Below are 13,086 nucleotides of genomic sequence, written 5' to 3' on the forward strand. Positions count from 1 at the left end.
GGGCTGACAATCAATGCTGCTGCCAATTCTTTTGGTGCTGGCTTCCGGAATGTGCCACGCGGTGTGGAGCATGTTCACCAAAAGAAGCCTGAATAAAAGCATCTTCCTGTGGTCGATCATGATGGTCTCCACGGTGCTGCTGCTGCCGGTACTGCTGATCGAGCTGTGGACACAGCCGCTGGCCGCCGGTGCTTACGCCCTGCTGCTGCTGTCTGTAGCGCTGCAGGCCTTATATTCCTGGCTTTTATCCATAACCTATGAGATGGGCGACCTGTCCCAGATCTACCCGGTGATGCGGGGGACAAGCACGCTGCTGATCCCGCTGATCGGCGTTATTTTCCTGAAGGAATCCTTGTCTGCCTATGGCTGGATCGGGATCTGCTGCATGCTCGGCGGCTTCGCTGTCCTCAGCGGAATAGGCTCCCGAAGAAGCCACCCGGCTTCATCCGGGTCTGTGTCCGGCACTCCTTCTGCATCCGGCCCCGGCACCACCTTAGGCTACTACACACCGGTACTCATGGCCCTCTGCGTGGGATTATGCACTACCTGCTACGTGTTCGTCGATAAGCTGAACCTTCAGCATATGTCGCCGCTGGCCCTGCTTGAGGTGACCAATATAGGCTTCGTTGCCGGACTGACCCCCGCGGTCCTGAGATCGCGGAAGCTGCTTGAAGAGTGGCGCCGCAACACATTCACCATCCTGCTGGGCAGCGTGCTGAATCCTGGCTCCTATCTGCTGTTCCTGTTCGCACTTCAGCAGGCACCGCTCGCCCACATCAGCCCGCTGCGGGAGATCGGAACCATATTCGCTACGCTCCTTGGTGTGTTGCTCTTGAAGGAGCGGCAGGGCCTGCGGCGGATGATATGCTCGGTTGTCATTTTTTGCGGAATTCTGCTAATTGGCATCTGGGGGTAAGCAGGATAAGGATCACAGATGTCGAATTGAAACCGTATGATGAAGATAACCTCTGTGAGTACACACCTAATGAAGGCACGAGCCAGATTCAACCTCAAGCAGGCTATATTGCTGCTTTTCTACTTAACCATTCTGATCAGTCTGCGCTATCTGTGGTTCAATGCCAATACAGCGTCTGAGCATCCCGAGGCACAACAAGGTGTGCTGGATATGCGGGGCTGGGACTTCGTGAATTCCCCATCCATCCAGCTGGATGGAGAATGGGAGTTCTATCCCGGCCAGCTCCTCGGCTATGAGGATTCCGCCGCACAGGCTGCGGCCACACCGCATGTTGTCCAGGTTCCCGGTGACTGGAGCAGCAGCTTCCCGGAAGGGGAGCAATCCTCTCTCGGCTATGGTACATACAAGCTGCGTATACTTTTAGATCCGTCACAGACCGAGTCTTACGGCTTCTGGATTCAGCGGATTCAGGCCGCCTCCAGCATCGATATTAACGAGCAGAGAGAGACCAGCTTCGGGAAGCTGGCCGCGAATAGCGGAGACTATATCCCCAAGGCGGTCTCTTACACCGCAGCCTACGATGAGCCGGGCAGGCAGGAGATTGTTCTCCTCGTCCGGGCAGCCAACTACGACCATCCGCTGGAGGGCGGGATTGTGAGGTCGATTCGCTTCGGCTCCCAAGCAGCGGTGGATACTGAACGGATGTATTCGATCGGCTTCCAGCTGGTCAGCTTTGTGATCATGATGCTTCATGCGCTGTATGCAAGCATTCTATACTTTTTCAACCGGCGGGAGCATGTGTTCGTGCTCTTCTTCCTGCTGCTGCTCGCTGTAGCGGTCTCCATCATCGCCGACAACGATGCGATTCTGCTGATCTGGTTCCCCATTAACTATACCTGGGCGCTGAAGATCAAGCTGCTGTCCTATCCGGCGATCTCCCTGTTCATGCTGCTGCTGACGCGCAGCTTCTATACTCATGGGCGCTCCGGCCGTCTATTGAAGGGATATGTGGCTGGACTGCTTATCTACACCGTCTATGTACTCGTTCTACCTGTTCAGTTGGTGATGTATGGAAAAATATTTTTCTCTCTGCTCTATCTGCTTCCTGTAGCTGCAGTTATCTACCATATCGGCCGGATGGTTTGGCGGAAGGAACAGGACTCCTTCTTCCTGCTGTTCGCTGCTGCCGCCATCGGCTCCAGTGTCATTGGCGGCGCCCTGGAATCGAACAGCCGGATAAGTATCCAGTATTATCCCGTTGATATGATAGCAGCCATTATCGGCTTCTCCTCCTACTGGTTCAAGCGGTACTTCCGCAATGCGGAGGAGAACCGGCTGCTCAACCAGCAGCTGAAGGAGAGCGACCGGAAGAAGGACGAATTCCTGGCGAATACCTCCCATGAGCTGCGGACACCGCTGCACGGTATTATCAGCATTGCCCAGACTGTAGCCTCCAAGGAACAAAAGGTGCTGGACGAACAGAGCTCTAAGGATCTGGAGCTGCTCATTACGATCAGCCGCAGAATGTCCCTGATGCTGGGCGATCTGCTCGATGTGACCCGTCTGCAGGAGAAGCGGATTATCCTCCAGCGCGAGCCGCTGGCCATGGGTTCACTGGTCTCGGGCGTGCTGGGGATGTTCGAATTCATGATCGAAGGCAAAAGGCTGCAGCTGCGTAATGAGCTTCCCGCTTCATTGCCGCCGGTCTGGGGGGATGAGAAGCGGATTGTGCAGATCCTCTATAACCTGCTGCACAATGCCATCAAGTACACGCAGGACGGAACGGTCACCGTATCCGCTGCAGCCGACGGCAAGCTTGCGTGGATCAGCGTAGCCGACACCGGAGCGGGAATCGACAAGGAGACGCAGGAGCGGATCTTCTCGCCGTATGAGCAAGGCAGCAAAGGCATCATTGACGGCGGCGGCATCGGTCTCGGCTTAAGCATCAGCAAGCAGCTGACCGAGCTGCATGGCGGAGATCTCACTGTTGACTCAGAGCCGGGCAAAGGGTCAGTGTTCACCTTCACCCTGCCGCTGGCCTCCTCTGCCGGGGCCCGGGAGATGGCGGACCAGGAACCAGCCTCGCAGGGGCAGCCGGACAACCCGGAACTGCAGGAGATGCTGCTGGAGGAAGGCCGGCTGCTGCTACAGCAGCCCGATATCCGCAATCTCATAGTCCCTATGGAATTAACGAATCCGCCGCAGATGCAGGATGCCTCCCGGGCGGTCAAATCTCTGATCCTGGCCGTCGATGATGATCCGGTCAATCTCAAAGTGCTCGCCAGCATGCTCTCGGCAGAGCATTATCAGCTGGTCACCGCCACCAGCGCCGAGGAAGCCTTGGAGCTGCTTGGCACCGAGCCGTGGGATCTGCTGATCGCCGATGTGATGATGCCGTACATGTCCGGCTATGAATTGACGCGGATCGTCCGGCAGCGCTTCTCCATCTCGGAGCTGCCGATCCTGCTGCTCACGGCCCGCAACCAGCCTGCGGACATCTATACCGGCTTCATGGCCGGAGCCAACGACTATGTCACCAAGCCGGTAGATGCGCTGGAGCTGAAATACCGGGTCCGCTCACTGACCGGACTGAAGCAGTCCATTACCCAGGGCCTGCGGCTGGAGGCCGCTTACCTCCAGGCACAGATTCAGCCTCATTTCCTGTTCAACACGCTGAACGCGCTGCTGGCGCTGAGTGAATTCGACCTGCCGAAGATGCGTGATCTCGGGGAGGCCTTCTCCTCCTACCTGCGCATCAGCTTCGATTATATGAATTCGCAGCAACTCGTCGGATTATCCCATGAGCTGGAGCTGGTAGAGTCCTATCTCTTCATTGAGAAAGCGCGCTTCGAGGAACGCCTGCAGATCGAATGGGAGGTTGATCCCGGCATCGAGCTGCTGCTTCCTCCGCTCACCCTTCAGCCGCTTGTGGAGAACGCCGTCAGACACGGCCTGCTAAGCCGCAAAGCCGGAGGCAAGCTATCGATCCGCATTCACCGCCAGAAGGGCTACACCTCCTTCGAAGTGGAGGATAACGGCAAGGGCATGAGCGAGGAACAGGTGGCCCGTCTGCTCGATGACACCTTCCTGGCCCACCGCGGCATCGGCCTGCTGAACACCAACCGGCGCCTGACCCAGCTCTACGGCGAAGGCCTCGTCATCCGCAGCCAGCCCGGGGCTGGCACTACGGTATCCTTTGTGATTCCTGAGCGGAGGCAGGGCTGATCCTTTAGCTGTGTAGCTCAGACTTTTGACCACAACATAAAGCAAAGCAGCGATTCTCCAATACCGTGAACTGTGACCCGATTTGAGGACGGTTTAAAAGAAACACCCTAGAGCTAGCTCGCTAGGAGATGACTCCTGAATTCGTCAGGAGTCATCTTTTTTAATGTCCATTGGTATCGCTCGGAGTTATAGTAGGCAATATATTCCGAAACACGAGCCCTGACTTCCGTAAGATTCTGACAATCTCGAACGCTCATTTCATCTTTCATATGCCCAAAGAATGACTCCATCGATGCATTATCCCAACAGTTCCCTTTACGGGACATGGACTGTTGAAAACCTGCCTGCTCAATGAGAAGACGAGTTTTAGGATGCGTGTAGTGCATGCCCTGATCGGAGTGGAAAATGGCTTCTGGATGAAGGTTTCCATCCAGCCGTTCCAGCAGGCGCCGAATCGTCTTTTCAACGAGTGGTAACTCTAGTGTCCCTGCTACACAGTCGGCAAGAATTTGTCTCGTTGCTCCATCTTTTATGCACGAAAGATAAGCCCACTGTCCGTTTCCGTACCGCAGATACGTGATATCGGTTAGAAAGACTTTCTCCGGCTCGTTCTGGTCAAATTGGCGTTTCAGTAAGTTTGCACAGGTCTGATGCTCCTGCGTAGCCTTTGCCATCTTACGGTACGGGTTAGCTTGCCGTATGGCCGCGACAAGGTTAAACTTACGCATTAATCGGCGAATCTTCTTGTGGTTCATGGTGACCCCGCTGAGGTGCTCCAAACGCATCTTAATCACCAAAGCGCCAGCTCTTCCTTGTAATGCGTCGAAGTGTTGCTTAATAAGAACAAGGTCACGTTCGTCGTCGGCTGTACGAAGTTGGCGTCTTTGCTCGGAGCCCAGCCATCTGTAATAGCCACTGGTGCTCACGGCGGCGACTTCACAGAAATAACGCGTCATGCGGCTGAGTCCATGGGCTCTCAGGGTGTAATAAATGATCTCGTAGCGCTCCGAAGGTGTTAAGGTCTTCCTTTGTTCCGTTCGAGCGCTTCGAGCTTTTTTAGAAAGTCGACCTCAGCTTCTAGTAATTTGATCTTCGCCTTTGCGCGCTTCAGTTCTTCGTCAGCAGACAAGGGACTTGCAGGCTTTCGCCCAGCGCTGCCTTTGCCACGCCGTTCTTCCAGTAGTCCCAGTTCACCATATTTAGCAAAGCTATCTCTCCAGCGTTTCAAACTATGCTTTGGTTTTTTAGAACCGATGAGATCCAGGTCAAAGCCCGCCCTAAGAAATATTTCTGACGGGGGTGTCCCCTCGTTGTAGGCCTTCACTGCCGCCAACTTAAACTCAGCAGTATACGAAATATTCGTCTCGGATACTCGCTGAACATTTGGATTCTTCTCTAATCTTCTGATGATATCTTCCGTAAATAGGGTTCGATTTAAGTTTCCCACAGCCTTATCCCGCTCCTTTTCCAATATTCTGATTAAAACACAAAAGACCCACAAGATGGTCACTTTTTTCAAAGTGTCTTTCTTGTGGGTCACAGTTCAACCGAGAACCGCTGCTTTTTTTGAGTTTAGATCTAATTTAGTATTTCAACTGATATAACCGGTAGATCAAGGCTGCAGCCTCTGCTTTACTGGCGGTCTGGGCAGGGCGGAAGCTCTGATCCCCGAAGCCTTCGAACAGATGCATACTCTTGGTCAACGCCACACTGGATGCCGCCCATTTCGATACTTTGGCTCCATCTGTGAAGGCTGCAATCACTGCTGCCGGCTGGGCAACAGCTGATTTACCGTTATACGCTGTAAGTGCACGTGCAAGCATTGTTGCAATCTCTTCACGTGTGATGGTTGCCTCAGGGTCAAAAGCAGCCGGCGATTTGCCGTTAATGATTCCGGCTGCATAAGCCGCAGCAATCTCATCACTGTAAGGATTGGTTGGCTTAATATCCTTGAACGGCAAGGCCAGCCCTTCCCCGTTCAACCCGTAAGCTCTGGCGATCATTGCCGCGAACTGTTCGCGGGTAATCTTGTCAGATGGAGCAAATGCTCCGCCTTCGTCCAGGATTCCCTTAGTCAACAGGTAATTGATCTCTTTAACTGCCCAGTGACTGGCAGGCACATCTGTGAATGCAGCCGCTCCAAGCATCACAGTGTACTTGCTGAAGTGTCCTCTCGGTGCCGTTACAGTTTGAGTAACAGGATCATATTTACCGCCAACCGCTTCCCAGGTAAGACTCTTCTCATTCAGGACGTACACAGTCAGATTCTCCAGATTCGCCTCTGAATATTTCGAAATATCAATGGCTGACACATCAAAGGTCACATCGATCGGCTTCGCGAAGCTCTTCACCGGCTGGCCGTCAACAGAAGCACTGAATTCCATCACTGGAATATTGGCCAGCGGTTCTGCCTGACGGGGTTTGTTAATTACAGCATTCTCTACCACTTCTGCTGCCAGATTAATCTTCTGGCCTGCCTCCACCTTACCGAAGGTATCCGGCTCAATGGTGAATGCCGTCTGGTCCATTTGAATCTTCAATCCGGCAATGTCATTCTCCCGCACCAAGGTAAGAATCTCTGATGGGAGCGTGGTATTCAGCTTATGAATCCCTTTATCCACTGGAGGTACTTTCACCGTCAGGCTCAGCTTCAGGTCAGCAGCCGTTCCAGCTCCAAGCTTGCTAGTCAGCTCTCCAGCGACGGATGCTAATGCCTGCTTGGCCGTTTCAATCTGTGCGCTGATGAATCCCGAATCCAGCTGCGAAGAGACGGCGTTTCCTTCTACAGTTACATTGTCTTTGGTAATTGTAGCTTCGCCAGCTTTGTTCAGCGCGGCCTGGCTGGAAAGTATAACAGCATCCTTCAGCTTCTGAACCTCTTCAGCCTTGATGCCCTGCGCGTTATTCAGCACCGCAGCCGCATTATTAATGAGGGCCTGGGCAATTTCTACTGCCTTGCTGGAGCTATCCAGCTTGTTCAGTAAATAAGGCGCACTATCCACCAATTGCGTAATAGAACTCACAATCTTCTGTTTTTCTGCGGAATCCTGAATAGTTCCCAGCAGCTGCGCTGCTGAATCCATGGCCTGAGACAAGCTCTTGCTGTTCTGTTCAGCTTGTGCAGGAGTGTTAGCCGATTTGAGTGACTCGGCCATGCTGGACAGCGCATTCTGTGCTGCCGTGGCTTTCTCTGCTGCGGAGCCGGAAGTATTCTTGAGCAAGTCCTTCAGCTTATCATTCTGCTGCTGAACATTCGCGTCAGTCCCTGTTACCGCAGCCGGAGCGGGAGCAGCCGGTGTTGCTGCTGGTCCAGGTGCTCCTGGTCCGCTTCCTCCTGGTCCGCTTCCCCCTGGTGCCGGTGCGGGATTAGGATTCGTTCCGGTATTGCCGCCGTTACCTCCATTATCGCTTCCTGGCAGATTAGGGCCTGGATTAACCACAGTATCTCCCGACGACTCCAGGATTACTTTTTTGTCCAGGGTATAGGTCTGTCCATCGATGGTCATTGAAGCTTTGATCACATAAGTTCCGTCAGTCAACATCTTGTTTTCTGTATTATCATAAGTCATTGCTCTTAGCGGGTATACCAGAAAAGCCTCTTTGGTTAGCACCTTTCCCGCTTCGTTCTGAAGCTCATAAGTAGCCTTGTCCGGGTACAGACTCATGCTGCCACTGCTTGTTCCGCCATTGGCAACCAGAATTTGCGGCTTCTTGATTTGTCCGATGGAGTTGCCTGCTGTATCGACCAGTCCAATCTCAATCAAGGTCGAACCAGCGGGCCGGATTAATTTGCCATTCTGCAACCCCACAATATCCAGCCCTTTCAAGGCAAGTGGCGTAATCTGGGTGAGTGTACCTGCCTGCAGCGTTCCAGGTGCGAAATGAATATCGTACTGGTATTCGATGGCACCCTTGATTTGGTCTACAGATACTACTACATCGCCAGGGGTAATTTGCACCTGATTGGCATTGAACGCATAGCCTTGGAGTGTCGATTGGCCCGGTGTCGTATATTTAACCGCATAGATGGTCCCTGATTCAGGTGCCACCAGCGTAGCCAGCGCAGACGCACTATCATCCATCGACAAGCTATTGTCTCCTGCACCGATTACAACCTGATCACGGTATACAAAAGTGTCTAACCGGGTATGTGCCAGCATACTGTAGGTTCCTTGAGTGGCGTAGAAATAATTCTCACCTGCAGGATTACTGTCGATCACATAAGGAATGTAATCCGTCTCTGCCAAATCCCGCCGCACCACATACAGCTCGTCAGCCGGCTGGTCTAATATAACCTTGCTGACTTCCTGAAGCTCTTGTCTTGCGTCCAGCACCAGCGAGTAATCCTTGCCGGGTTCTGTATTAATGGAGCCATACATGTAGTAACCATATTTGGCTTGCACTCCGTTATGGCTTCTGTTGTAGCGCATGAAGTCAACGTCTACAGTTGAAGGAGAATCTACCACCAGGAACCCCTGGGATTCAGGACTGCGAACATAAGAAGAGACGATAGAAGAAGAACCGTCACTTCTTGTGACTTTAGCCTGGATATTCGCATCGTCCAGCGGAACCCCGCCCGCATAGTTCCCGCCTTCAGCCTTATCAAGGCCCCGCACACGGATGACAGCCTGCGATTGCGGATTAATGATCGCTAGGTGCACACTTTTAGATAAATAATCAGTCTTCTTAAAATACAACTCACCTGCATAAAAAGCTTTGTCTGCCGGTATGGTGAATGTTCCCTGCTCATCGGTGGTGCCAAGCGCCTCCCCATAACCGCTGATCTGCACTCCAGCCACCGGTTGCCCCTGGGCACCCGTATCATGCTGGCGTACAGTAACCGTTACCTTCTGTGCCTGGTCAACAGTCAGGTATGGCTTGTCTACCAGGTCCACCAGCTTGCCATCATTGTCTCTGATCTCAATATCCAATTCGTTCTTCGGCAGAACCGTCAGCTCAGCCTCACTCAGCAATTCTCCCAGAACATAACCACTATTTATCCAGGTGCTTGGGAATAATTGAACCTTATATGTCCCTGATTTGGCAGGCTTCCAATCCCGCTGATTGATCCGCTGCAGCTTCCCTTCCTTTTGCTCAGTGGACCAATACAGAGAGTCATCCGAGATCACAGCGCCGCTCTCATCTGTGATGATCAGCTTATAATTACTGCTGAGATCAAGACGATTCTCATACTCATCTGTCACTTTCACAAGAACATTCACACTCTCGCCCAGAACAACCTGATTGCGGAATTCAGCCTGGTCATAGTAACTGGAGGCTTGCACCTGGAGACTGATCCCGGCCTTAAATGTACTCCCGCCACGGATGTTATACTCATCATCTGACGGAGTGAAGTATGAACTCAATAGAAGCTCATTCGGGTTGCTGTTAGAATCTGCACCGCCAAAAGTAGTGTTTGCCGTCAAGCGGTGAATTTGTTCACCCTTAGGTACATACAGATGATCGCCTACAGCAAGATTCATACTGATCTGGTTATAGTTATATCTTTCGTTCAGATAAGAGATGTTTATTTTACCACGCCCCATCCCCATAGCCGGTATCTGAAGTTGCAGCTTGCTGAAATCCTGGGAATGTCCATCATAGAATATTTCATGTTTTGCTTCGGTTGGCGTGATTTTATTACGGAATAAGATATTGACGCCGGTATCACGATTTCTTGCAAGCGACGTGAATTCATATTCCTTATTCTTCTCCAGATAGATACTTTGCCCGAAAAAGAGCTGAGAACCTCTCGCATTGTCTATCTGTTTGTACCTGGTATTATCAATGAGAGAATAGTTCTCTACATATACAGGCTCACCATCCAAGGAAGCACGGAAGCTAATCCGGCTGTAGTCACTGGCATCCTTGATGATTTCTTTGTGTGTCCCGTCTTCCGCCGCGTACAATGAAGAGGCAGGAATCTGGAACATATAAGCTTCACGGTTATCAGTGGCTATATAAGCTTTATAGTCCCCAGGCACCTCTCCTGTTCTGAATACCAGCACCGTATATCCCGGCACAGCAAACTGATTCGCCAATCCCCTAAGTCCGGAGTTGGTCAGGAACTGATCGGTGAACAGCTTCCCCTTGGCATTCAGATAACGGACAGCCACCATATATGTACCCGCTTGCTCCCGGTCAGTTACATAGATTGGCTTAGCTTCATACTGCTCGCTCCCCTGCTTAAGCAATACGAACATCACCGGAGTATTCAAGTATAATTGATGATTATCCCTAAGCTGAATCTGCCCGTTCTCATCCGTGGTATAGGAATAGGACTGATAATTCGCCCAGATCGCCACGGATCCCTTCACAAGCGGAACACCATTATTCAGGATGGTAAGCCTTACATTCTTATCATCGCTGCGGACCTCCGATTGTGTAGCACTTTCATATGTATTGGAATCCTTAGTCATCCGTTCTACAGAGATATCAATGCCCGTAGTTGAAGGCACACGGATGCTCTGCGGAGGTGTCATCACCAGCCCCTGCCCGCCCGTATATTCGGCATGAAGAGAATATTCTTCACCGGCAGCCAGCCCTTCAAAAGAAAGATAATTGTACTCCATAGAAGTATACACTGCATCCAGCACAGTCAGCTTGGCTTCACTTCTCGCCTTCACCTTACTGGCTATCTCCACATCTTCTTTCATAAGTACGAACTTAACCTCATTCAGAACCTTAAGATCGCTATAAGTCACATCTACTACACTATTGACCATGATCTTTTGTGTGCCATCCGGGAGCCGGTCATTCGAGACTACCCCTGCTCTGAACGAGGCGGCAGATACCTCAAGCACACTTAATAACGATAATAATAAGACCAGAACCATGGAAACCGCCGTTCTTAATTTCTTCGAATACATATTCCATCTCCTTCTCCCCAGTTCAATCAACACATTTTAACTTATAGTTAGATTATTACTCCCTCCCCAGTTAATCCTATTCAGAAGGCTCACAACAAGGATGTTACATTTATTTCGCGAAAATGTCTATTACTTCCTTACCAGGGGCCCAGAAAGTTAGCTTCCCCCAGTGTTTTGTCACAATTTGTCTAATATAATTCCAAAAAACATACAAAAAAAGACGAAGCCCCTAAGGTCCCCGTCGTTCTTGTTCTTCTATTCCTTACAACACCAAAGCCGCCGTCTCCCGCTTCAGCCACGCCCGGTGCTCCTCATCCAGCAGCGGAGCCAGCTTATCGTACACCGCAGCATGATAATGGTTCACCCAAGCCAGTTCCTCCCCGCTTAGCATAGACGTCTCAATCGCCCGGGTATCTATCGGCAAATAACAGAGGTCTTCAAACTTCAGGAATCTACCGAACTCCGTAGTCACATCCTCCGTAATCAGCAGCGTGTTCTCCGTACGGATACCATGACGGCCTTCCTTGTAGACTCCCGGCTCTACCGTGATAATCATCCCAGGCTCCAGGACAACAGGATTCGGCTTGAAGCTGAACCGCTGCGGCTCCTCATGCACATTGGAGTAATAGCCTACACCATGCCCGGTTCCGCACTTGTAATCGAGGCCGTTATCCCACATCGGCTTGCGGGCGAGAATGTCGAGGGTAGATCCGGTGGAGCCATAGAGGAACTTGGCCGTAGACAGCGCAATCACAGACTTCAGCACCAGCGTAAAATCTCTCTTCTCCTCATCCGTCAACGGGCCAAGCGCCAGCGTGCGGGTGATATCCGTTGTCCCGTTCTGGAAGTGCGAGCCCGAATCCAGCAGATACAGGCCTCTGGCTTCCAGCTCTACCGGATGGTCGGCAGACGGCGAATAGTGCATCATCGCAGCATTCGCGCCGTAGGCAGAGATACTGGAGAAGCTTAGCTCAGCGAATAAAGGCTGCTGCCGCCGCAGCTCCAGCCCCTTCTCATCGGCTTCAAGCTCGGTCACCGGACGGAGCGGAACCGTCTCCTGCAGCCATTTGAACAGTCCGACCAGGGCGGCCGCATCCTTCAAATAGACATCCCGGATATTACGGATCTCCACCTCGTTCTTGATCGACTTAAGGGCTACTACAAGACCCGATACTTCAATACTATGAGCGGATTCCGGGATGGCCGCCGCCAGACTATATCCGGTTTTGTTCGGATCATACAGCACGGAAGCTGCTTCCGGTAGCGTCTGCAGGAACGGAAGGATGTCCTCATACTCCCTGATCTCCACGCCATCCCGGGCCAGCGTCTCCTTATCTTGCGGGGTGGCCTTATGCCCTCCGGCGAACAAGATTGCATGATGTACCCCTACTATGGCAAAAGCCGTCACGTACGGATTGAACGGAATATCCCGTCCCCGGATGTTGAACAGCCAGCACAGATCATCCAGCGCGGACAGCACATAATAATCAGCGCCCTTACGCTTCATCCCCTGCCGGATCTGCTCCAGCTTGTCCACCCGGCTGAGGCCTGCATACTCTTCGTCATGCAGCATTAATGGCTCGGCCGGAATGGCCGGTCTGTCCGTCCAGATCTCCCCTACCGGGTCGAGGTCTGTAATCGTCTGAATCCCTTTCGCCGCGAACTTGGCCTGCAAGCCCTTCATCGCGGTTACGGACAACGTTCTGCCGTCTACCGCCATACGTGCGCCTTGCGGCAATTCCTCGGCCAGCCATTCATCCCATTGCGGAACGCCAGGCTCAGCCATGCGGAACATACGGATACCGGAGCCCTCCAGCTCCCGCTCTGCTTGAATGTAGTACCTGCCATCCGTCCACAAGCCAGCATCCGCTAACGTGATCACAGCCGTTCCGGCAGAACCGGTGAAGCCGGTAATCCAGCGGCGGCTTTTCCAGTGCTCCCCCTCATATTCACTTAAGTGAGCATCCCCGCTCAACACCACACAGGCCGCTATCCCGCGCTCCGTCATCCATTCTCTTAGCTTATGTACTTTCTCCTTCGGCAACATACCAGCATCTCCTTCTCTCTATCTAGTCT

General features: G+C 52.3%; 6 protein-coding genes. 2 read left to right on the top strand and 4 right to left on the bottom strand.

All coding sequences use genetic code 11. The annotated features are described in order from the left end of the window. The first annotated feature begins 13 nt into the window (after positions 1 to 13). Positions 14 to 916 (top strand): EamA family transporter, encoded by a 903-nt coding sequence (locus NYE24_RS12845; protein ID WP_076162180.1) that lies wholly within the window; start codon positions 14 to 16, stop codon positions 914 to 916. A gap of 69 nt (positions 917 to 985) precedes the next feature. Beyond that, positions 986 to 4,141 (top strand): ATP-binding protein, encoded by a 3,156-nt coding sequence (locus NYE24_RS12850; protein WP_342478813.1) that lies wholly within the window; start codon positions 986 to 988, stop codon positions 4,139 to 4,141. Between the two features lie 113 nt (positions 4,142 to 4,254). On the opposite strand, the gene NYE24_RS12855 is transcribed toward NYE24_RS12850, so the two are convergent. The 4 genes from NYE24_RS12855 to NYE24_RS12870 all read right to left on the bottom strand — a co-directional run bounded on the left by NYE24_RS12855 (position 4,255) and on the right by NYE24_RS12870 (position 13,057). Continuing rightward, complete coding sequence (locus NYE24_RS12855) at positions 4,255 to 5,136, bottom strand: IS3 family transposase (RefSeq protein WP_327196403.1); 882 nt, start codon at positions 5,134 to 5,136, stop codon at positions 4,255 to 4,257. Between the two features lie 20 nt (positions 5,137 to 5,156). Next, entirely contained in the window at positions 5,157 to 5,681 is a 525-nt protein-coding gene (locus NYE24_RS12860) for an HTH domain-containing protein (protein ID WP_342476360.1), read from the bottom strand. Between the two features lie 43 nt (positions 5,682 to 5,724). Next, positions 5,725 to 11,010, bottom strand: a complete 5,286-nt coding sequence (locus tag NYE24_RS12865; protein WP_342478814.1) for an S-layer homology domain-containing protein — start codon at positions 11,008 to 11,010, stop codon at positions 5,725 to 5,727. A 262-nt stretch (positions 11,011 to 11,272) separates the two neighbouring features. Continuing rightward, a complete protein-coding gene (locus NYE24_RS12870) occupies positions 11,273 to 13,057 on the bottom strand; it encodes an aminopeptidase P family protein (protein WP_342478815.1) in 1,785 nt (594 codons plus the stop codon). Positions 13,058 to 13,086: the final 29 nt, after the last annotated feature.

It is taken from the genome of Paenibacillus sp. FSL H7-0350 (assembly GCF_038593195.1).
Classification (GTDB): domain Bacteria; phylum Bacillota; class Bacilli; order Paenibacillales; family Paenibacillaceae; genus Paenibacillus_AQ.